This window comes from Tabrizicola fusiformis (assembly GCF_013328815.1).
In the GTDB taxonomy this organism is placed as follows: Bacteria; Pseudomonadota; Alphaproteobacteria; order Rhodobacterales; family Rhodobacteraceae; genus Fuscibacter.
In genome coordinates, this window is the sequence record NZ_JABUHN010000016.1 from 43,105 (window position 1) to 64,908 (window position 21,804).

Annotated in this window: 21 protein-coding genes; 17 read left to right on the top strand and 4 right to left on the bottom strand. The window is 63.3% G+C overall.

From position 1 onward, the window contains the following. Nucleotides 1-88: 88 nt before the first annotated feature. The 13 genes from HS053_RS19045 (at nucleotide 89) to HS053_RS19100 (ending at nucleotide 13,668) form a co-directional block, all read left to right on the top strand. Nucleotides 89-511 carry an acyl-CoA transferase gene (locus tag HS053_RS19045; protein ID WP_174212836.1) on the top strand — a complete coding sequence of 141 codons (423 nt, stop codon included), beginning with the start codon at nucleotides 89-91 and terminating at the stop codon, nucleotides 509-511. A 25-nt stretch (nucleotides 512-536) separates the two neighbouring features. Next, the gene (locus HS053_RS19050; protein WP_174212837.1) at nucleotides 537-1,475 is read left to right on the top strand and encodes a phage tail tube protein; all 939 of its coding nucleotides are present in this window, start codon (nucleotides 537-539) and stop codon (nucleotides 1,473-1,475) included. Between the two features lie 2 nt (nucleotides 1,476-1,477). Further along, nucleotides 1,478-1,915 (top strand): hypothetical protein, encoded by a 438-nt coding sequence (locus tag HS053_RS19055; RefSeq protein WP_174212838.1) that lies wholly within the window; start codon nucleotides 1,478-1,480, stop codon nucleotides 1,913-1,915. A gap of 71 nt (nucleotides 1,916-1,986) precedes the next feature. Continuing rightward, nucleotides 1,987-2,145 (top strand): DUF7697 family protein, encoded by a 159-nt coding sequence (locus HS053_RS22545; RefSeq protein WP_458358910.1) that lies wholly within the window; start codon nucleotides 1,987-1,989, stop codon nucleotides 2,143-2,145. After that, nucleotides 2,138-4,564: a phage tail tape measure C-terminal domain-containing protein gene (locus tag HS053_RS19060; protein WP_174212839.1), complete on the top strand. Its 2,427-nt coding sequence runs from the start codon at nucleotides 2,138-2,140 to the stop codon at nucleotides 4,562-4,564. The genes HS053_RS22545 and HS053_RS19060 overlap by 8 nt, the downstream gene beginning before the upstream one ends. Beyond that, entirely contained in the window at nucleotides 4,564-5,190 is a 627-nt protein-coding gene (locus HS053_RS19065; RefSeq protein WP_174212840.1) for a DUF2460 domain-containing protein, read from the top strand. Before HS053_RS19060 ends, HS053_RS19065 begins: the two co-directional genes overlap by 1 nt. Continuing rightward, nucleotides 5,187-6,071, top strand: a complete 885-nt coding sequence (locus HS053_RS19070) for a DUF2163 domain-containing protein (protein ID WP_174212841.1) — start codon at nucleotides 5,187-5,189, stop codon at nucleotides 6,069-6,071. Before HS053_RS19065 ends, HS053_RS19070 begins: the two co-directional genes overlap by 4 nt. Continuing rightward, nucleotides 6,071-6,502 carry an NlpC/P60 family protein gene (locus HS053_RS19075; protein ID WP_458358911.1) on the top strand — a complete coding sequence of 144 codons (432 nt, stop codon included), beginning with the start codon at nucleotides 6,071-6,073 and terminating at the stop codon, nucleotides 6,500-6,502. The genes HS053_RS19070 and HS053_RS19075 overlap by 1 nt, the downstream gene beginning before the upstream one ends. A gap of 8 nt (nucleotides 6,503-6,510) precedes the next feature. Beyond that, on the top strand, nucleotides 6,511-10,482 hold the full coding sequence (locus HS053_RS19080) for a baseplate multidomain protein megatron (protein WP_174212857.1): 3,972 nt from the start codon (nucleotides 6,511-6,513) through the stop codon (nucleotides 10,480-10,482). A 10-nt stretch (nucleotides 10,483-10,492) separates the two neighbouring features. Beyond that, nucleotides 10,493-12,415: a DUF2793 domain-containing protein gene (locus tag HS053_RS19085; protein ID WP_174212843.1), complete on the top strand. Its 1,923-nt coding sequence runs from the start codon at nucleotides 10,493-10,495 to the stop codon at nucleotides 12,413-12,415. 11 nt (nucleotides 12,416-12,426) lie between these two features. Further along, nucleotides 12,427-12,735 carry a hypothetical protein gene (locus tag HS053_RS19090; protein ID WP_174212844.1) on the top strand — a complete coding sequence of 103 codons (309 nt, stop codon included), beginning with the start codon at nucleotides 12,427-12,429 and terminating at the stop codon, nucleotides 12,733-12,735. An 87-nt stretch (nucleotides 12,736-12,822) separates the two neighbouring features. After that, nucleotides 12,823-13,476: a TIGR02594 family protein gene (locus HS053_RS19095; protein WP_174212845.1), complete on the top strand. Its 654-nt coding sequence runs from the start codon at nucleotides 12,823-12,825 to the stop codon at nucleotides 13,474-13,476. A 15-nt stretch (nucleotides 13,477-13,491) separates the two neighbouring features. Then, nucleotides 13,492-13,668, top strand: a complete 177-nt coding sequence (locus HS053_RS19100) for a Pam3-gp28 family putative phage holin (protein ID WP_174212846.1) — start codon at nucleotides 13,492-13,494, stop codon at nucleotides 13,666-13,668. Nucleotides 13,669-13,801: 133 nt separating this feature from the next. Here HS053_RS19100 and HS053_RS19105 read toward each other — a convergent pair whose 3' ends face one another. Further along, the gene (locus HS053_RS19105) at nucleotides 13,802-14,830 is read right to left on the bottom strand and encodes a LacI family DNA-binding transcriptional regulator (RefSeq protein WP_174212847.1); all 1,029 of its coding nucleotides are present in this window, start codon (nucleotides 14,828-14,830) and stop codon (nucleotides 13,802-13,804) included. Between the two features lie 201 nt (nucleotides 14,831-15,031). On the opposite strand from HS053_RS19105, the gene HS053_RS19110 reads away from it, so the two are divergent. From HS053_RS19110 to HS053_RS19120, 3 genes are all read left to right on the top strand, one after another. Further along, a complete protein-coding gene (locus tag HS053_RS19110; RefSeq protein ID WP_174212848.1) occupies nucleotides 15,032-16,057 on the top strand; it encodes a sterol desaturase family protein in 1,026 nt (341 codons plus the stop codon). A gap of 55 nt (nucleotides 16,058-16,112) precedes the next feature. Then, nucleotides 16,113-16,925, top strand: coding sequence for a 3-methyl-2-oxobutanoate hydroxymethyltransferase (locus tag HS053_RS19115; protein WP_174212849.1), 813 nt, complete (start codon nucleotides 16,113-16,115; stop codon nucleotides 16,923-16,925). Nucleotides 16,926-16,996: 71 nt separating this feature from the next. Further along, nucleotides 16,997-17,308, top strand: a complete 312-nt coding sequence (locus HS053_RS19120) for a MocE family 2Fe-2S type ferredoxin (protein WP_174212850.1) — start codon at nucleotides 16,997-16,999, stop codon at nucleotides 17,306-17,308. An 86-nt stretch (nucleotides 17,309-17,394) separates the two neighbouring features. Here the strand turns inward: HS053_RS19120 and HS053_RS19125 are convergent, their stop codons facing one another. From HS053_RS19125 to HS053_RS19135, 3 genes are all read right to left on the bottom strand, one after another. Then, nucleotides 17,395-18,177 carry an L-iditol 2-dehydrogenase gene (locus HS053_RS19125; protein WP_174212851.1) on the bottom strand — a complete coding sequence of 261 codons (783 nt, stop codon included), beginning with the start codon at nucleotides 18,175-18,177 and terminating at the stop codon, nucleotides 17,395-17,397. Nucleotides 18,178-18,223: 46 nt separating this feature from the next. After that, entirely contained in the window at nucleotides 18,224-18,706 is a 483-nt protein-coding gene (locus HS053_RS19130) for a hypothetical protein (RefSeq protein WP_174212852.1), read from the bottom strand. Between the two features lie 203 nt (nucleotides 18,707-18,909). Beyond that, nucleotides 18,910-19,695, bottom strand: coding sequence for an AraC family transcriptional regulator (locus tag HS053_RS19135; RefSeq protein WP_206677637.1), 786 nt, complete (start codon nucleotides 19,693-19,695; stop codon nucleotides 18,910-18,912). Between the two features lie 312 nt (nucleotides 19,696-20,007). Between HS053_RS19135 and HS053_RS19140 the strand changes: the two genes are divergently transcribed. Beyond that, the gene (locus HS053_RS19140; protein WP_174212853.1) at nucleotides 20,008-21,579 is read left to right on the top strand and encodes a GMC family oxidoreductase N-terminal domain-containing protein; all 1,572 of its coding nucleotides are present in this window, start codon (nucleotides 20,008-20,010) and stop codon (nucleotides 21,577-21,579) included. Nucleotides 21,580-21,804 lie beyond the last annotated feature (225 nt).

Consider the following 21,804-nt stretch of genomic DNA (forward strand, 5'->3'; position numbering starts at 1 on the left):
ACGGGCGACTCCGGGCGAGTATTCATGGGTATTACCTTTAGCATATCCGCGACCATCACAGAAGTCACAATTCAGGAAATGCGCTGTCATGCCCACCACCCGCGAATCCGTCCTCGCCGCGCTGCAAGCGCGGCTGCAGCCGCTTGCTGCCCCTACCTTGCGCGATGAAGTCCTGCCCGAACGTATTCCTCAGGCGGGGCTCATCATCCTGCGCGATGGCCAGCCGGGTGAACCGGAGGTCACGCTGTCGCCGTTGCGATACCACTATCAGCACCGGGCCGAGTTTGAGGTCGTCGTCCAAGCTGGCAGCGGCCGGGCCGATGCCTTCGATGACCTGATCGCTACCATCGGCACCGTGCTGGAAGCCGACCGCACCCTCGGCGGCCTCTGCGACTGGGTCGAACCCGAGGCCCCGGCCTCGGTCGATCTGCCCATCGAAGGCGCGGCGGCGCTGAAGGCGGCGGTGATCACCGTCGTGTTGCACTACACCACCACCGGCCCTCTGGCCTGACACCCCCAACATCGAGGAGACCCCCATGGCACGTGCGCAAGGCGCGCGGGCGCAGATGGCGCTTGCGTATGAGACGGTTTACGGCACCCCGCCGGTCAGTGGGTTCCGGCTGATGCCCTTTGCCAGGACGACGCTGGGATCGGAACAGCCGCTGCTGGAGTCCGAACTGCTGGGCTATGGACGCGATCCGCTGGCTCCGATCAAGGATGCGGTCACTGCCGATGGCGAGGTGGTGGTCCCCATCGATGTGGAGGCCTTCGGGTTCTGGCTGAAGGCGGCGTTCGGCCAGCCCACCACCACAGGCACCACGCCCAAGACCCACACCTTCCAGTCGGGCAACTGGACCCTGCCCAGCATGGCGATTGAAACCGCCATGCCCGAAGTGCCACGCTTTGCGATGTATTCCGGCTGCGTCCTGGATCAGCTGACCTGGCAGATGCAGCGTTCCGGATTGCTGACGGCCACGGCCCGGCTGATCGCGCAAGGCGAAACCATCGCCGCCGCGACTGCGGCTGGCACGCCCACGGCGCTGGGCCTGCAGCGTTTCGGCCATTTCAACGGAACGGTGAAACGCAATGGAACCGCACTGGGGAACGTGGTCTCGGCCGAGATCACCTATTCCAACAACCTCGACCGGATCGAGACCATCCGTGGCGATGGCCGCATTGATGGCGCCGATCCGACCATGGCGGCGCTCACCGGCCGGATCGAGGTGCGGTTCTCGGACAGCACGCTGGTGACCCAAGCCATCGACGGCAGCCCCTGCGAGTTGGAGTTCGTCTACAGCCTCGGGGCCAATGCCAGCTTTAACTTCACCGCCCACGCGGTCTACCTCCCGATCCCCCGGATCGAGATCGCCGGGCCGCAAGGCGTGCAGGCGAGCTTCGACTGGCAGGCCGCAAAGGCCGCCAGCCCCGCCCGCATGTGCACCGCCGTTCTCGTCAACACCCTTGCAGGATACTGATCATGATCCGATTGAACCTGACCGCCGCGCCCGAATGGCTGGACCTCGCTCCCGGCCTGCGCCTCAAGGTCGGCCCCCTGACCACTGCCTTGATGGTGTCCGCACGAGCCGATCCGGCCATCGAAGACCTGCCCGAAGGCGCCAGCCAAGAAGCGCTGGCCCTCGCGATGGCCAAAGCCGTCGCCCGCCGCGCGGTGCTGGATTGGGAAGGTGTCGGCGATGAGGTGGGCAATATCATCCCCGTTTCGCCCGAGGGGATCGACGCCCTCCTGGAAATCTGGCCGGTCTTCGAGGCATTCCAGACGCAATACGTCGCCAAGGGGCTGATCCTGGATGCGGAAAAAAACGTCTCCGCGCCCTCGCCGACTGGTCCTTCGGCGGGGGCGACCGGTATTGCGCGGCCTGCACGGGCACATGTCCCGACTGCCCCGCAAAACTGAACAGGCCGCAAACGCCGGAAGGCTGGCAGGTCTGGGATCTGGTCGGGCGTCTCGGCGGCCAACTCCGCGTAATCCCTGGCGCAGTCATTGGCTGGGACATGAGCGCGGCTTTGGCCCTCGCACGGGCGCTGGGCATCGACACCCTGATCGCTGCGGAGCTGCTGCCCGAGATCGAGGCGGTCATGGTGCACAAGCTGAACGAACAGACGGAAGGAAGCCGCAATGGCTGAAAAGAGGGTCAGTGTGCGCCTCGTGGCGGAGGGCGGCCGCCAGGTGCGCGCCGAGTTGGAAGGCATCGGCGATGCTGGCGCGCGGGGTTTTGGCCGCCTCTCGACCGAGATGGAACTGGCCAACACCCGGCTTGCCAGCTTCGCCCGCAAGGCCGGGATCGCGCTGGCGGCCGTGACGGTTGCAGCGGCCGCTGCAGGTGTGGCGATGGTTCGGTCGGGTCTCGAAACCATCGGCGCGCAAGCCGACATGGCGGCGTCCCTGAAAACCACCGTCGAGAGCCTGCAGGTGCTGACTTGGGCCGGGGAGCTGGCCGGAGTTTCCATGGGCGAAATCGAGCAGGCCACGAAGAAGCTGACCACGCGGTTGTCGGAAGCGGCGGCTGGATCGGGTTTGGCGGTCGGTGCCTTGCAGCGGCTCAACCTTTCCGCCGCCGAGCTTCAGGCTCTTCCCTTGGACCAGCGCATCGTCGCCATTCAGGAGGCTCTGAACCGGTTTGTCCCCGAAGCCGAGCGTGCTGCCGTGGCGTCCGACCTTTTTGGCGACAAGGCGGCGCTGGCGTTTCTGCGCATCGATCCCGCGACCTTACGCGAGGCCGCTCAAGATGTGCGCGATTTCGGGGTGGCCGTCAGCGCGGCCGATGCCGCCCAGATCGAACGTACTGGTGATGCCATCGCCAAACTCAGCCTGATCTGGTTGGGCCTGACCAACCGTCTGACGGCCGCCGTCGCGCCTACGCTGGAGACGGTGGCCAACACGCTGGCAGACATGGCACGGAGTACCGGACCCATCGGCATCGCGATCAACGCCCTTTTCGACAACATCGGTCGCCTCACCACCTACGCTGCCACCTTTGCCACGCTGATGGCCGGGCGCTGGGTGGCAGGACTGGCAGCGGCGGCCTTGTCCGTTCGCGGCCTTGCAACCGGATTGGTGATCCTGCGCGGCGCGCTGATCCGCACTGGCATCGGTGCGTTGATCGTCGGCGCAGGCGAGTTGGTATTCCAGTTCACCCGGCTCGTCGCAGGAGCGGGCGGGTTCGGGGCGGCGATTGGTCTTCTGAAGGATCTGGCTCTGGAGGTCTGGGACCGCATCGGCCTTGGTGCCGCGTCTGCCTGGTCGAAGATCGAGGCCAGCTGGGCCGGACTGCAAGCCACCATCTACGGCGCAATGCAGTCGTCCGTTGAGGCGGTGACCAGCTTTGGCAATTCGGCGGCGGGCATCTTCAAGGGCGCCTATGATGCAGTGAAAGCCATCTGGGGCCACCTGCCCAGCGCGATTGGTGATTTCGCGTTCCAGGCCGCCAACGGGTTGATCGGCGGTGTTGAGGCCATGCTGAACGGCGTCGTCACCCGGATCAACAACTTCATCAGCGGTCTGAACGCCGCACTCGACCTCTTGCCCGATTGGGCGGTGGGCGAAGGCGGGGTGCGGATCGGGACGCTGGATCCGGTGGCGCTGGGCCGGATCGACAATCCTTTTGCCGGATCTGCGGCCGCCGCCGGAACCGCTGCCGCCGAAGCCTTCTCGACCGCCATGGCGCAGACCTACGTCACCACGCCCGATCTGGGGCTGACCGGGATGGCCGAAGAGGCGACCGCCCGTGCCGAGGCCTATCGCGAGGCTGCCGGCATGCTGGCCGATGCCGCCACCCGTCCAATGCAAACCTGGCAGGCGCTGAAGGACGCGGTGACCGGTGCCGGAACCGAAGGCGAGGCTGCGCTCGACGGGGCCGCAGATGCCGCCGACCGGCTGGACGAGTCGATGACGGAAGCCGGGCGCGCCGCTGGTGGGGCTGGTGCCGCTGCTGCAGCAGGTGCCGAAGTAGCCAAGACCGGATGGGAGGCGGCCGTGGCCACGCTTGCCGACTATGCCGCGAAAGCCCGCGACATTGGGGGCGACATCGGCAATGCGCTTGTCTCTGCGTTCACCTCGGCCGAAAACGCCGTCGGCGAGTTCGTGAAAACCGGCAAGCTGGATTTCCGCGACCTGGTCACTTCGATGATCGCCGACCTGGCCAAACTCGCGGCGCGACGCTTCATCCTCGGCCCCATTGCGAACGCCCTCTCCGGCGCGCTGGGCGGCGCGGGTGGCATCTTCGCCAACATCCTGCACGCCGGTGGCATCGTCGGATCGCCGGGCCCGGGCCGGATGGTTCCAGCGCTAGCCTTTGCCGGTGCCCCGCGCATGCACGCAGGCGGCTGGGCCGGGATCAAGCCTGACGAGGTTCCGGCAATCCTGCAGCGAGGCGAGCGGGTTCTGTCACGCCGCGAGGCGGCCGGATATGGCCAAGGGCAAGGCGCGGCCCCGAACGTTTCCGTCACCATCATGGCGCGCGACGCCGAAAGCTTCCGGCAATCGCGCACACAGGTCGCGGCCGATATTGCCCGTGCTGTGTCCCTTGGCCGGAGGGGCATGTGATGGCGTTTCACGAGGTGCGCTTCCCCGACAACATCAGCCGAGGGGCTCGGGGTGGGCCGGAACGGCGCACGCAAGTGGTCGAACTGGCCTCAGGCGATGAAGAGCGCAATGCCAGCTGGGCCGACAGCCGTCGCCGCTATGATGTCGCCTATGGCATCCGGCGTGCGGATGATCTGGCGGCGGTGGTTGCCTTCTTCGAGGCCCGCAACGGCCGCCTGCATGGGTTCCGCTACAAGGATTGGGCCGACTACAAATCCGCCCTGCCGTCACAGGCGATCACCCCGACCGACCAGCAGATCGGAACCGGGACCGGCAGCCTGCAAACCTTTCAGCTCGCGAAACGCTACACCTCCGGCGCGCAGACATGGGTCAGGACCATCGCCAAGCCGGTGGCCGGGACCGTCCGCGTGGCGCTTGGCATGGTTGAGCAGATGTCAGGCTGGACCGTGGACACGACGACTGGTGTCGTCAGCTTCACCACCGCACCCGCCCATGGCGTCATCGTCCGCGCTGGCTTCGAATTCGATGTGCCGGTCCGCTTCGACAGCGACACGCTCGACGTGACCCTCGACTTTGAACGGCTGGGATCGATCACCGCCATCCCGCTCTTGGAGATCCGCAGATGAAAAACCTCTCGCCCGCGCTGCAGTCTCATCTTGATGATGGCACCACGACTTTGACCTGGTGCTGGCGGATTTCGCGGGCCGACGGCGTTGCGCTGGGCTTCACCGATCATGATCGCCCGCTTTCGTTTGATGGGACCGCGTTTGAGCCGGAAAGCGGGTTCGCCGCTTCGGAAATCCGTGCTGGGTCAGACCTTGCCGTCGACGCGCAAGACGCGACCGGCGTGCTGACTTCGGACAGGATCACCGAAACCGACATCCTCGACGGCCGCTGGGACAATGCTGCGGTGGAGCTGTGGCGGGTGAATTGGGCCGACACCGGCCAGCGCGTGCTCTTGCGCCGGGGCGCTGTCGGGCAAATCCGGCGCGGGCGCATGGCGTTTGTCGCGGAAGTCCGGTCGCTGGCGCATGTTCTGGGTCAGACGGTAGGGCGGACGTTTCAGGCGGGCTGCGATGCGCGTTTGGGCGATGCGCGCTGCGGGATCGATCTGGAAAACGCCGTCTACAAGGGCACGGGCGTCGTCACCGACCTCTTGCGCGACCGGGCGTTCATGGCCTCGGGGCTGTCTGGGTTTGATGCGGGCTGGTTCACCTCCGGCACGCTCACTTGGACGAGCGGTGCCAATGCAGGTCGTATCACCGAGGTGCTGTCCCACGGCTTGGCCGATGCCATTGCCACCCTGACCCTGCTGGAAGCGCCGGTGCGTGCCATCGCCGAAGGCGACAACTTTGTCGCCCAGGCGGGTTGTGACAAGCGCATTGCGACCTGCAGCGCCAGGTTCGCGAATGTCGCCAACTTCCGGGGTTTTCCCAATATCCCAGGCCAGGATGCGGTCCTGCGCTATGCCAGCCAGGACGGCGACCATGAAGGAAACGTGCTGTGATCACCGCCGATCCCGCCTTGGTCATCGCCGTCGCGCGGTCTTGGCTCGGCACGCCTTACCATGATCAGGCCAGTCTGCGCGGCGTCGGCTGCGATTGTCTTGGGCTGGCGCGCGGCGTCTGGCGTGAGGTGGTGGGCGACGAGCCGTTTCCCATCCCGCCCTATAGCCGAGATTGGGGTGAAACCGGGCCGCGTGAGGTGCTGGCCGAGGGGGCGCGCCAGATGATGCCGGAAATCGGCCTATCCGACGCCGGGCCCGGCACGCTTGTCCTGTTCCGGATGGCCCCTCGCGCCATCGCCAAGCATGTCGGGATCCTGACCGGACCCGACCGTTTCATCCACGCCCATGAACGGCTGGGAGTTATCGAGGAAGTCCTCACCCCGATTTGGCGGCGGCGTATCGCCTTCGCCTTCCTGTTCCCCAGAGATTGAGACCACACATGGCAACTTTGGTTCTCGGCGCCGTCGGCTCCGCGATTGGCGGCGCATTTGGCGGGGCCATCCTCGGCTTTTCCGGCGCGGCCATCGGTGGCTTCATCGGCTCCACCATCGGGTCGGTCGTCGACAACTGGATCGTGTCGTCATTGGCACCCGCCCAACGGATCGAGGGTGCGCGGCTGGACAGCTTGCGCATCACCTCATCCACTGAGGGGGCCGTGATCCCGCGCCTGTTCGGCCGCATGCGGATCGGTGGCAATATCATCTGGGCCACGGATTTCCGCGAGGAGGTCAACACCACCAGTCAGGGCGGCGGTAAAGGCAGCGGGCCAAAGGTCACGACCACCGAGTACCTGTATTTCGCCAGCTTCGCGGTTGTGTTGTGCGAAGGTGAGATCACCGGCATTGGTCGCGTCTGGGCCGACGGTAAGGCCATGGACATGACCGGCGTGACCTGGCGCTGGTATCCCGGAAACGATGCGCAGGGCCCCGATCCGTTCATCTCCGCCAAGATGGGCGCAGCCAACACCCCGGCCTATCGCGGCACAGCCTATGTCGTTTTCGAAGAACTCAATCTCGGCGCCTTCGGCAACCGACTGCCGCAGATCAGCTTCGAGGTGTTTCGCCCGCTGGCGGATGCAGACACTGCCGAGGGGCTGGTGAAAGCAGTGACGATGATCCCGGCCTCGGGCGAATTCACTTATGCGACCGGCCCGGTCAAGAAGACCACCGGCTCCGGTGGCGCGACTGTGGCCGAGAACCTGAATGCGATCACCGGCACCGCTGACATCGTCGTGGCGCTGGACCGGCTGCAATCCCTGGCCCCAGCGGTGGAAAGCGTCAGCCTGGTTGTCGCTTGGTTCGGTGATGATCTGCGCGCCGGGAGCTGCAAGCTGCGGCCGGGCGTCGAGGTGGCTGCCAAAACCACCACGCCCTCAGCTTGGGTCGTGAATGGCGTCGCACGCGCGGATGCGTTTCTGGTCAGCCGTGATGCCGAAGACCGCCCTGTGTATGGCGGCACTCCTGCGGATTTCGCTGTGGTGCAGGCGATCCAGGAGATGAAGGCGCGCGGGCTGCGGGTGACCTTCTATCCCTTCCTGCTGCTGGACGTCCCGCCCGGCAATACAAAGCCCAATCCCTACAGCGCCAATGCTGCTGCATCGGGCCAGCCTATGTTCCCTTGGCGCGGCCGGATCACTTGCTCCCCGGCGGCGGGTTTTGCAGGATCGGTCGACAAGACCGCCACCGCTGCCACGCAGGTATCGGCGCTGTTCGGCACGGCGACACCTGCAAACTTCAGCGTGTCTGGCACCACTGTCAGCTGGACCGGTCCTGTCGGCGAATGGGGCTTGCGTCGGATGATCCTGCACTATGCGCATCTGTGCAAAGCGGCCGGGGGCGTGGACGCCTTCCTGATCGGCTCGGAAATGCCCGGCCTGACCACGATCCGTTCCGGTGCCAGCACCTATCCCGCCGTCACCGCCTTCAACAGCCTCGCGGCCGATGTCCGGTCGATCCTCGGCGCTGGGCCCAAGATCGGCTATGCCGCCGACTGGTCGGAATACTTCGGTCACCACCCTGCCGATGGCTCGGGCGATGTGTACTTCCACCTCGACCCGCTCTGGTCGGACGCCAACATCAACTTCATCGGCATCGATAACTACATGCCGCTGTCGGACTGGCGTGACGGGTTCGATCATGCCGATGCGAGCTTGGCCCCGGCAATCTACGACCGGGACTATCTGCAATCGAACATCACCGGCGGCGAAGGCTTCGACTGGTTCTATGCCGACGCCCTTGATCGAACCGCGCAAAACCGCACGCCGATCACAGATGGCGCGGCGGCCGAACCATGGGTCTTCCGCTTCAAGGATCTGCGCGCCTGGTGGCAGAACCCGCATTTCAACCGCCCAGGCGGAGTGGAGAGTGGCACGCCGACCGCGTGGGTGCCGCAGTCCAAGCCGATCTGGTTCACGGAGCTGGGGTGCCCGGCGATTGACCGCGGTACCAACCAGCCAAACGTGTTCTTCGACCCGAAATCGTCGGAGAGCTTCACCCCCTACTTCTCGCGCGGCTGGCGCGACGATGCGATCCAGCGCGCTTATCTCGAGGCGACCTATCTGTTCTGGGGTGCTGCGGCGAACAACCCCACCTCCTCAGTGTACGGCGCGCGCATGGTCCATGTCCCCGAATGCGCCGCCTGGACCTGGGATGCACGGCCCTATCCGTTCTTTCCAGAACTGACGGACGTCTGGACAGACGGGCCGAACTGGCGGCTAGGGCACTGGCTGACCGGGCGGCTGGGCGCAGTGTCGCTGGCGGCGCTGGTGCGGCACCTCTGCTTGCGCGCCGGGATGCCCGAGGAATTGATCGACGTCTCCGGCCTCTGGGGTGCGGTCGAGGGCTATGTGATCTCGGCACTTGAAGCCCCGCGTGCGTCGATTTCCACATTGGCCCGGCACTTCGGCTTTGATGCGGTCGAAAGTGAGGGCCGTATCAAGTTCCTGATGCGCGGCCGCAGTGCCGGTCTGACCATTACCCCTGACAGCATGATCGCGCCCACTTCAGCGCAGGGCGATGTGATGGAATTGACCCGGGCGCAGGAAACCGAACTGCCGCAGGCGCTGAAGTGGCAGGTCGCGCGGGCTGATGAGGACTATGACGCAGCCCAAGTGGAAGCACGCCGCATCACCGTCGACACCACGCGCATCGCCTCGGAAAGTTTCCCGATGGCGATCCCTCCTGAAGAGGCCGAACGCCGCTGCCGCCGCGCGCTGATGGAGGCGTGGGTGGGTCGCGAAAGTGCCGTGTTCCGCTTGCCGCCTTCGCGTCTGGCACTGGATCCCTGCGACGTGATCCTCTTGGACCATGATGGCCGCCTGACGGAGATGCGGCTGGTGTCCATCGCGGATTCCGATCTTCGCAGCATTGACGCGGTGCGGCAGGACCGGGCGGTCTATGACTTGCCGCCGGGAGAGCCACGACCGGCGTCCCTGTCGACCCCGACCGTATTCGGCGCACCGGATGTGCTGCTGATGGACCTGCCGCAGTTGCGCGAGGATCAACCGGCGCACCGCCCCTTCGTCGCGGCCCATGCCAAGCCGTGGCCCGGTGAAATCGCGGTCTATCGCAGCGCCGCGACGGATGGCTTTGCCCTGCTGACCACATTCAGCTCGCGGGCCTGCATGGGCGTGCTGGCGGCCGACTTCTTTGCTGGGCCGGTGTCACGCTTCGATCTTGGCAATGCACTGGTGGTCGATCTCTATTCCGGCACGCTGGAAAGCGTCACGGATATCACCCTGCTGGGTGGGGCCAACGCGCTGGCTGTAGAATCTGGCGCTGGGCAATGGGAAATCGTCCAGGCAGGGACGGCCGAGTTGATCGCACCGGGGCGCTATCAGCTGACCCGATTGCTGCGGGGCCAGCGCGGGACAGAAGGTGCCATGGTCAGCATGGTGCCGACCGGCGCGCGGGTGGTCGTGCTGGACACGGCCGTGGCGCCCTTGCCGATTTCCGAAGCCGATCTGGGTTTGCCATGGAACTGGCGCATCGGCCCGGCATCGCGCCCGGCCAGCGACGAGACCTTTGTCGCCACCAGCTTTACCCCGGAAGGCGCTGGGCTGCGGCCGTTTTCGGTCGCGCATGTCGAACAGCCGTGGCGCACCGCCCGCAGCGCGGGCGATCTGACGATCCGCTGGGCGCGCCGGTCAAGATCCTTAGCCGCAGACACCTGGGGCACGGGCGATGTGCCCTTGGCGGAAGACAGCGAAGCCTATGAGGTCGATATTCTGGACGGGGCAACTCGTAAGAGAACCTTACAAGTTGCCACGACCTCTGCGCTCTACACCGCGGGCCAGCAGACCACCGATTGGGGCGCGCCCCTCGGGCCCGGCCAATTCCTCGCCATTCGCGTCTACCAGCTCTCCGCCCTGATTGGCCGGGGCGCTGCGCGATCCGTCACGCTCACATTCTGAAAGCGCACCCATGTCCGACATCACCACCCACCTCCTGCTGCCCTACATACTGGCATCGCAGGCCCAGAAGCATGTCACCCACAATGAGGCGCTGCGCCTGCTGGATGCGATGGTTCAGCTGTCGGTGCTGGACCGCACGCGCACGACGCCACCCGTCAGCCCGACCGATGGCGACCGGCATATCGCGGCATCCGGTGCCACTGGCCTTTGGTCGGGATGGGATTTGAACGTCGCCTTTTGGGTCGATGGCGTCTGGATGCGGCTGGTGCCACGCCCGGGCTGGCTGGCGTGGATCGCGGCTGAAGCGGCCTTTGTTGTCTGGAATGGGTCGGCATGGGATTTGGTTGGCGAACTCGTTGATGTGTCTGACTCCGTATTCAGCCTGGTGAACGACGCCGACCCGACCAAGAAGGCGTTGTTTTCGCTGTCGGGGATCGCGACCGGCACAACCCGCACTTTCACGCTGCCGAACACCTCCAGCGAGTTGGCGATCCTTGCAGGCACGCAGACCTTCAGCGGTAACAAGACCTTCTCCGGTACCGTCACCGCCTCGGGCACCGTCACAGTTTCGGCGGCTGCGGCAACCATCGGCACGGCGACGACGACCGCCACTTACGGAATGGGCACAGGGGCCACGACCACGGGCGCGGCCAAGACCCTGAACCTTGGCACTGGCGGCGCATCCGGGTCGACCACGGTCGTCAACATCGGGTCGGCCACAGCTGGGGCGGGTGGCACCACGGTCGTGAATACGCCGACGGTCACCTTCGCCAATGCCGTGACGCAGGTCGGTATGCCGCAGGCCACCCTGACCGCGCAGTTGCTCGGCCTCGGTGGTGCGACGGCGGACAGCTACAATCGCCTCTCCATGAACACCCCTGCCGTGCTCTTGAACAACGCCGGTGCCGGGATCGAAGCGACGGTGAACAAGGCGGCGGCCGCAAACGATGCCGCCCTCGCCTTCAAGACCGGGTTTTCGGCCCGGGCGCTGATCGGGCTTCTCGGCAATGACGACTTCAGCTTCAAGGTCAGCCCGGATGGGTCGACGTTCTATGAGGCAATCAGGATCGACCGGACAAGCGGTCAGGTGGAACTGCCGCAGCCCACCATCTTGCCGGGGCTCAGCACCGCACCATCGCCGCCGCCCGCTGGAAAGGCCGCCGTCTATGCCCGCACCCGCGCGGGTGCGCCGTGGATTGATGTCATGCGCCCCTCGGGCCGGGATTTCCCGCTGCAGCCGCATTTCGGGGTGAACCGGATTGCCAACTGGTCACCGTCGATCACGACCACGATCACCACTGAGGGTCTGCCGATCACAAACGTCGGCACCGTCTCGCATCCGACGCTGGCCGCGACAAACCTCGCCGCCAGCATGCGGCGCTGGCGTCTGACTTCGGCTGCTGTGGTGGATTCAGTTGCCGAACAACGCTCGGCTGGCTGGGCTTGCTGGCGTGGCAATGCGGCGGGGCTTGGTGGATGGACCTTCGTCACGCGGCTTTCACTTACCACGCTGCAAGCGACCGGAATGGGCTTCTTCGGCCTCTATGGTTCCACCGCTGCGCTGGCCACGACACTGACGCTGGCCACCGTGGTGAACTGCATCGGGATCGGGTTCCAGCGCGGCACTCATGCCAACTGGCAGCTGGTCGCCAACGATGGCACCGGCGCGCCCACCCTCACAGACATGGGCGCGGCGTTCGCCATCACCACCGGCGGGGTTGTGACCCTATTCATCGGGGCCCCGCCGAATGGCAGCTCGGTCTGGGTGCGTGCCGTGAACGAGGTCACCGGTGCGGTCTTTGAACAGGAGATCACCGCCGATCTGCCTGCCAATACACAGTTCCTGTCGCCCCGTCTTTATCTCAACACCGGCACCACCGCCGCAGCCGTCGCCTATGACTGCTCCGGTCTCTACATCGAAACCGACTATTGAAGGCCCCCCAGATGACCGACGAACCCACCCTTTTTGAGGCCGCCACGCAGGCCTTCCGCGATCACGGCCTGACCGCCGCCATCACCGCACTGATTGGCGGCAGTCTTGCCATCGCCGCCTCGGTCACGAGGAAGGCATTCACCAATGAGGCCATGCTGGAGCGGCTCGACCGCGAACTCAGCCTTGAGCGCGAGCGGATTGACCGAATGCGTGCCGACGACCGCAAGGCTGATGCCGACCGGCTGGAGCGCATTGAAACCGATATCCGCGCCATGCGGGATCTGATGTTCGAGGCCTTCCAGCGCGGCCGCATCGACTGACGATCACCACACCACCAAGTCGACCCACCCCACCCGCCCGCGAGGCGGGTTTTTTCATGCCCGACGCCGGGCAAAAGGAGCCTTGAAATGACAAACAGTACGCGAGAGCCGATCCTCGATATCCAGAACGCGCTGGAAAAGCTCGGCCACTCGCCCGGCGCCATAGATGGCCTGTGGGGTGTACGCACTGCCCGCGCGATGAAATCAATGCTGGCGGCCAACGGTCGCGCGGCATCCTTGGTGCCTCCCGGCCCGCTGCCATGGGTCATCGAAGCCAAGGCCGCGCTGGGCCGCCATGAGGCGCGAGATCGGTCATGGTTGATGGATTGGCTGAAGCGCGATGGACGCAGCCTCGGGGATCCGTCGAAAAACCCGTGGTGCGGCGACTTCGTCGAGACCTGCATCCGCATGGCCCTGCCCGATGAGCCACTTCTCGGTGCGTTGGGCAGCAATCCCTACTGGGCGCGCAACTGGCTGATGTTCGGCCAGAACGTGACCCCAATCTGTGGCGCGGTGCTGATCTTTGAACGCGGCTCCGGAGGCCATGTCGGCTTCGGCATGGGTCAGGATGATACGCATTTCTACGTCCTCGGGGGCAACCAGTCTGACGCCGTCACCATCGCCCGCATCGCGAAGTCGCGCCTTCTCGGCGCGCGCTGGCCCACGACCGTCCCGCCCCGCCTCCTGCGTCTTCCGACGATGAAGCCCGGCGAATTCCTGTCCACCACAAACGAAGCCTGAAGAGGAGAACTCCCCATGTTGAAACCTGCCATCATGGCTCTTGTGCGCCAGATTTTGACCGTTGCGGGCACCGCGCTGGTCGCCAAGGGCTACATTCAGGCATCCGACATCGAGCCGGTGATCGGTGCCTTGCTGACCATCGGTTCGGTGATCTGGTCTGTTGCGGACAAGCGGGAACGGCGATCAAGTTGACCTTCGACCAGGCGGTCCTGACCCTCAGTTCAATCGGGGGTCAGGCCACGAACACAGTGAAGGCAGCCTTGGCCGTGGGCCGCAAGCGCGACATCGGCCCGTCGAACAGTCGGCACACTTGCGTTGTCTTCCGTCAGAGGTTTTCCGGTGTGTAGATGTCAAATTGAACATGAATTGTCTGGAGACCTGCCATCGGACCGGACTGACCTGCACGGATCATGGCGGCAATCGCTTCTTGGCCAAGCTTTTCAAAAGGGTGGGAAATCACAAGATTGATCGACCCGTCGAGCAGTCCTGTTCTGGTTACGTCGGAAAGATCATACCCTACGATGACGACCTGTTCGCTTTTCCCTGCATCGCGGACCGCACCCAGAACTCCCGCCATCCCGCCGCCAGATACATAGATGCCCTGAAGGTCTTCGTGCTCTCGAAGCAGCCGTTCGGTCACTTCGCGGGCGATCCCGTCAGCCTCGAATGTCGAGACTGCTTCAAGCAGCGCAAAGTCCTGCACATGTTCGCGAAAATAGGACCGGAACCCCGCTTCATTCAGTTCGTGGCATCTGTAGCGGTGCGTTCCAACAAGAATCCCGATCTTTCCAGGCTGTCGACATGCCGTGCGAAAGGCCCATGCGGATGTTCGTCCGACCTTCCAGCCGTCCAGCCCGACATAGCCGATGAGAGAGGGCGCAGAAAGTGGCGAGATGAACGCCAGAACTTTCCCTCCACGTTCGGAAAACTGGTTGATCGCTTCGGTGACAATCGGATGCTCAGCTGCCACAACTGCCATCGCCTCCACATCCGAGCCCATCTCCATGATCCGGGCTGCAACAAATTCCGGAGAGAGGTCGCTGATGAGATCGATTGATAGCTGGATGTCCCTGTCTGGAACTGCCCGCGCGGCGGCTTCCAGACCAGCGGCGACCGCCTTTCCGAACACTTGGTTGGGCTGTTGCATCACCAAGCCGAACTTGTGGCGCGGCTTTGACGAAGCGATGCGCCCCCGCAGCGAACCCACCCCGTAGAAACCTATTTCCTCGGCCGCAGCCAGGACACGACTCATGGTCTCGGACCGGACCACACCGCCGCCGTGCAAGACCCTTTTCACCGTCGATGTCGATAGACCAGCCGCCGTGGCGAGGTCGTTGATCGTTGGACGTCCCATGCAAACACCTCTGGCGGATCAGAATGGCTCAAAAGAGCAACCGGGCATGGTCCTTCTGGATCATGGCGTTGAAGTGATTGAACCCAATGAGCCATATTGAACCCTTATGGACCTTATTTCTTGAACTCGAATAGGTCAACGTGGAATGATCTTTGTCATCCGGCGCACGGCAATCTTCAGCGCTGCCTGGGAGGCAAAAAAATGGACGATCTCGAGTATGGGACACGAAACAAGCGTGGTGACTGGCAACCGCACCAGTCGTTGAACGTCGCCCCCTTCTGGCGGCTACCATTCAGCGGAGGGAAGATCCTTTCGTGGCTCCTGAGCTACCTCTTCGGGTGGAACCTCCTCTTTTTCGCCAGCGCGCTTGTCTGGTGGTTCCTGGTGTTGCCCGATGTCGAGACCATGAAAACGCTGTCGGCGGGCTGGATCGTCCGTCTTCTGGTCGCCAACTGGGTCGCGATCATCCTGTTCTACGGGATCTTCGAATGGCGCTTCTATAAGCGGCAAGCACAAGACAGGCGTTTCAAGTACAACGGGAAGTTCCCGTCAGAACAGCCGTCGGACGTCTTCTGGTTCAAGAGCCAGAACATCGACAACTTCATCCGCAGCATCCTGATCAGCGTCCCTATCGGGACGGCCGTCGAAGTCATTGCGCTGTGGGCATTTGCCAGCGGTGCCGTGCCGATGATAGCGTTGGCAGATCACCCGGTTTGGTTCACCACGCTCGTATTGATGTCGCCGATCATCCATGAGGCCCATTTCTTTTTTATCCACCGCGCAATCCATTGGCCTCCGATCTACAGATTGGTTCATTCGGTTCACCATAACTCGGTCAACCCGTCGCCGTGGTCCTCGCTTTCCATGCACCCCGTCGAGGGTTTCCTCTATTTCGCCTCGGTGTTCTGGCAGTTTGCCCTATTCTCCAACCCGTTCCTCGTGGTGTTCCAATGGAATCTGGCAGGCTTCGGAGCCGTCGTGGGGCACATCGGCTTCGACAAGCTGGAAGTGACACCCGACACCGCCATCGATAGCCACGCCTATGCGCACTATCTGCACCACAAGCACTTCGAGGTGAACTACTGCGACGACGGCGTTCTGCCTTGGGACAAGTGGTTCGGCACTTGGCACGACGGATCCCCGGAGAGCGAGAAGCTGATGCAGGACCGGTTCCGCAAGAAGCGTGAGCGACTGAACAGGAAGACGTCCGCAACTCCGCCACAGTGAAATTGCGCCATCCCTCTTCGTCCCCCTTCCGATTCAGAAACAGGGCCTCAATCAGATGAGCTTTCAGACGTCGACCAAACATACGGTGGCCAGCCTGCGGACCAACCGTGACAAGCACAAATATGCCATGCTGCGGATCGAGACGCTGGACGAGGCGGCAGCAGCCGAGGCGGCGGGCGTGGAACTGCTGTCGATCCCACCGGCCATGATGATGGACCAGCGTTTCCGCAAGCTCTGTCCGACTGCCTTCGTGTTCCCCGGCGACCATTGGTGGAATATCGGCGGCCCGGACGAATTCCTGAAATGGGCGATGCCGCTCGTGGCGCACGGGGCTGACGCTGTCTACTGCGGCGGCAGCCTTCAATCGATCAAGCTGCTGGCTGAACACGGTGTTCCCGCCTGCGGCCATGTCGGCCTGGTGCCGCCAAAATGGACTTGGACAGGTGGCGCAAAGGCCGTCGGAAAAACGCTTGATGGAGCAAAGCGGATCTGGGACCAATGCCGGGAACTGGAAGACGCAGGCGCCTTTGCCGCAGAGATAGAGGTGGTTCCAGACGCGATAGCGGCAGCGATTGCCGAGCGCACGTCGCTTTTTCTGCTGTCGATGGGCGGTGGGGCTTCCGGCAACGCACAGTATCTGTTCTCGGACGACGTGCTTGGCCAGAACCGCGGACGCATTCCACGGCACGCTAAGGTCTATGCCGATTTCGCTTCGGAGTTTGATCGGCTGCAGAACATGCGGGTGGGCGCGATGCGCGCCTTCGCTAACGACGTTCACGGCGGCGAGTTTCCGTCATCCCCACACCTGGTCACGGCCGAGGCCGACGTCATCGCCGAGTTTCGTGAATGGCTTGGCAATGACAACTGAGGTTTTTGCCGTGCCCGTCGAACTGCACCCTGACCAACAACAACCCGACACTCAGAATGAAGGAGGGGCCAATGCCCTGGATTGATGCTTGCGCCGCCGAGGAAGTTGATCAGGAAGACGTGATCCGGCACGATCACGATGGTCGCACCTTTGCAATCTATCGCAGCCCTGATGATGAATACTTCTGCACTGATGGCCTCTGCAGCCACGAAAAGGTTCATCTCGCCGACGGCCTCGTCGTCGACTACGAGATCGAGTGCCCCAAACACAACGCCGCGTTCGATTATCGTTCGGGCGAAGTGCTGCGCGCTCCGGCTTGCATTGACCTCAAGACTTATCCTGTGAGGGTCGAGGGCGGGCGCGTGCTGATCGAGATCGTCTGACAACCATCGTCATCCATCTGATCGCAAGCACCCGCTTCTCGGCAACCTGATCGACCGGTCTTGAAGCTGAAGACAGGTTCGGCGCGTCAGCTCATCCACTGTCCGCCGTCGATGTTGAAGCATTGCGACACGATGTAGTCGGCTTCCTTGGTCGCAAGGAAGATGGCCATGCCAGTCAGATCGTCGGCCCTTCCCATGCGCCCAAAGGGGACAGACTCGCCGACTTCCTTCTTCTTCTGACCCGGTGCCTTGTTCTCGTACTTCGCAAAGAACGCATCGACCCCGTCCCAGTGTTCGCCATCGACCACGCCCGGCGCGATGGCGTTCACATTGATGCCGTGCGCGATCAGGTTCAGCCCGGCGCTTTGGGTCAACGAGATCACCGCCGCCTTGGTGGCACAATAGACCGCGACCAGGCCCTCGCCACGCCGCCCGGCCTGGCTTGCCATGTTGATGATCTTGCCACCTTGGCCGCGTGCGATCATGTGCTTGGCGACCGCCTGCATTGTGAACAGCGTGCCCGCGACGTTGACCGCGAAGGTCCGGTCGTAATCTTGACGCGTGATTTCGACAATGGGTGCCGCAGTGAAGAGCGCCGCGTTGTTGATCAGTATGTCGATTCCGCCCAGCACCCGAACCGCCTCGTCGACGGCGGCGTCGATGCTCTCCTGCCTGGTGACATCCATCTCTATGGCAAAGGCACCCGCGCCAAGCTGTGCTGCAGCTTCATTGGCCCGTGCGATGTTGATGTCGGCGATTGCCACCCGCGCGCCTTCGGCCAGATAGGCTTTGGCGAATTCAAACCCGATGCCGCGCGCAGCACCCGTGATCAGGGCCGTCTTGCCCTCAAGTCTCTTGTCGACATGCATGATTGTTGCTCCTCCGGGGGCGTTGGTCTGCTGACTTCGCAGTTGGTCAGTTCATCTTTGGAAAGACGGGGGTCAGATGGGCCGCAAAAAACCGGTCCAGCTCTTCGACGATCTCGGGCAAGTCTGACACCACCTCGAGTGCGATCGGTATGTTCCGGGCACGCAGGCTGCGCACGATGCGGGCGCTGGGGCCAAGATCGGGGCTGTCACAGCGCAGGATCACACGCAGCTCGGGCCATTCGAACAAGGGCGACGCAGCATTGCGCGGGAAGCTGCCACTCAATGCGTCCATCCCACCCGGCAGCGCGGCAAGATCGCGGGCGTTCCACCCCAGAAGGGCTATCGCTCCAGGCAAGGGCGCACCGGCGATCCCCTGCGACAGGATCTGGAATGCTGCGCCCGAACTCGTTGCGATCAGCCCGATGCAGGAGGAGTTGTATTCCGCTTCAAGCTCCCGCCAGGCGGTCAGACCCCTTCGATCTTCTGCCCGCACTCTGTGCAGGCCGAAGCCATCGAAAGCATGGACCACGGCAGCGTCGCAAGCATCATCGTGCAAGAATAGTATCGGTGGCTGGTTGGCCGCGACGCTGTTTGCGTGATGAGCATTGAACCGTAGCATCCTGCTTCCCCCCATTGCTTGCCGTCATGAAGGAACGTACCTGACCGCGGGTCGGATTCGATAGCGCAGGGGATGCACAAAACTGATGATATTTTGTCAGGCTTTCCCGATCCTCAGGCCCGCGCCAGTTTGCGATACTGCGACGGCGTCATCCCCCTCACCTCGCGAAAGGCACGGTTGAAGTTGGAGAGGTTCTCATACCCGACCTCACCACAGATCTCGGTTATCGGCAGATTGGTTCGGGCGAGCAACTCGCAAGCCTTTCCGGTTCGCAGCGCTGTCAGGTGGCGGGTGAAGGTATTGCCCGTCTTGTCCTTGAAGAAGCGCGAAAACGAGGACTCGGTCATTCCGGCAAGATCGGCCACGACGGAGAGCCTGAGTTCCTGCCCCAGATTGCCGGACAGGTAGCGGAACACTTCGGCAAGGATCCCGCTGGATCGGTCATCCAGTTTTGGGCTGAAGCCCGCTGACGACAGCAGCGTGTACTCTTTAGTCCGCGCAAGCAGGTGCAACAATTCCAACAGCTTGGCAAAACGCTGCAGCCCGCTGCACTGCCCCACGCCCTCCAGCATGGCAGCGCCACCGCTCCGGGCTGCGCCGTGAAAGACCATCCCGCGCCGGGCCAGCATCAGCAACCGATCAAGCTGCGCCATTTCGGGAATGGCCGAACTGGCCGACTTCAGCCGATCCTCATCGAACTGAAGGACAACATCCCGGTTCAAGATGACCTGACCCTCCGGCAGCGGCGTCATCCAGTTGTGCGGCAGTTCCGCCCCAACAAGGAACAGATCGCCCGGCGAGAAATATCCGATGTGGTCGCCGACATAGCAGGTGCCTTCGGCGTTGCGGATCAGATGAATCTCGCATTCCTTGTGGGTGTTCCAGACTGTCCAGGACAAGGGATAGTCATCGCAGCGCCAGACAAACGATTCCGACGGCAACGGCACGATCGGCTCGGTGACGGGAAGGCTGGGCCTTCGCAAAACGGTTGTGGGTGCGGAACTGGGCAATGGGGCTTCGAAGCTGATCTGCGGATTGCTGGTATCTTGCAGGTTTACTCCCGGCTTGTCAGCCCACCTCCCAGGTCGGGGCACCTCAGAAACTAGGGGCACCTCAATGACCCATCATATCAAGACCGCTTGATCATGGCTTTTGTCGACTTATCGTGGCACTCTCACGTGCATGCGTCCCCTACTTCCGGAGGTGTCGCCGTGAAATTCGATTACATCATCATCGGGGCAGGTTCGTCGGGATGCGTCCTCGCCAATCGGCTCACTGCTGATCCCTCTTGCCGCGTGCTTCTGATTGAGGCTGGCGGCGAGCCTGACACGAACCTCGCGACCATTCCCGGTGCCGCCGTCTATCTTCAGGGGTCCAAACTCGACTGGGCCTACACGACCACCCCGCAAAAGCAGCTCTTCGGGCGGCGGATCCCCTATGCGCGGGGTCGCGCTGTCGGCGGCTCCAGCGTGCTGAACCTGATGATGTATGTCCGAGGCAACCGTGCCGACTACGACCGCTGGGAGGCGATGGGCAACCCGGGTTGGGGATACGATGACGTCCTGCCTTTCTTCCGCCGCTCCGAGGGGAACAAGACGTTTGCGGACGACTACCACGGGACGGATGGGCCGATGGGCGTAGAAACCAACAGGCATCGCCATTCTCTTTGCGAGCTGTTCCTGGAGGCGGCGCAATCGATCGGCATTCCTTACAACCCGGACTTCAACGGAGCGGCCCAGGAGGGCTGTGGTTATTTTCAGGCGACGCTGAAGAACGGTCGACGGTGCGGGAGCAAGGAAGCCTTCATCGACCCTATCCGGGATCGTGCGAACTTCACGCTGCTCCGCAACGCGTTCGTCTTCCGGCTTCTCATCGAGCGGGAACGGGCGCGCGGCGTCGAAGTCTTTGCGGAGGGACAGATCACGCGGATCGAGGCCGACAGCGAGGTGATCTTGGCTGCCGGAGCGATCGGATCGCCTCACCTTCTTATGCTTTCCGGCATTGGTCCCGCTGCGCATCTTGCGGTTCATGGAATTCCGGTGATCGCGGACCTTCCAGGCGTCGGTCAGGACCTTCAGGATCACATCGGTGGCGGGTCGGTCAGTGCGATCTTGAAGGAACCGATGGACTTGGGCGGGCAAGCCACCGACTTTGAAGGTGCGCTGGCAGAGTTTGAGAGGTCAGGCGGAGGCCAACTTGCCACGCATCATCTCGACGCGGGCGCTTTCCTCAGGCTCGACGCGAGTGACCTGGACCCGGACTTCGAGGCGGTGTTTATGCCAAGCCTATCGGAATTCTACCGCTCGGATGGCCAGATGGACCTTACTCGCGTCTATCTTGGCGGCTGGGTCAGTCGGCCGCAGAGCCGGGGGTCGGTGACGCTAGCGTCCGCTGATCCGCTGGACCACCCCCTGATTGACCCAAACTACTTCGCCGAACCCCGCGACCTGCAGCTTACAGTGGAAGGGGTGCGGCGGCGGATGGACATTCTCAATGCTGGACCGTTCGATGAAGTGCGCCTGGGACGCGCTGATCCGGGGGATATGGATAATGCTGCCCTTGAACTGCGGGTCCGTCGCAGCGCCTTGACCATTTGGCATCCCACTAGCACGTGCCGAATGGGCACTGACGCGCGTGCCGTCGTTGGACCTGATCTTCGTGTCCACGGGATCGAGGGACTCAGGGTCTGTGACGCGTCGGTAATGCCCTCGATGGTGAGCGCCAACACCAATGCCACAGCCGTCATGATCGGCGAGAAGGGGTCTAGCCTCATTCGGCAGTGACGGGCTTCGAGTGGATCTTTCCTCAGTCGTTTCTGATCATGGCCGAGCTGCCCATAGCGACGGCTAATCGCCGAAACGCAAGAAGCCCCCGCTTTTGCTGAGGGACTCGTCAAACGTTGAGGTGGCGTTGAGTTGTTTTGGACAAACCAAAACCCGACTGTTTAGGTCGGGTTCTATCTATTTGATATGTTTGTTAGATTTGGTTGCGGGGGCAGGATTTGAACC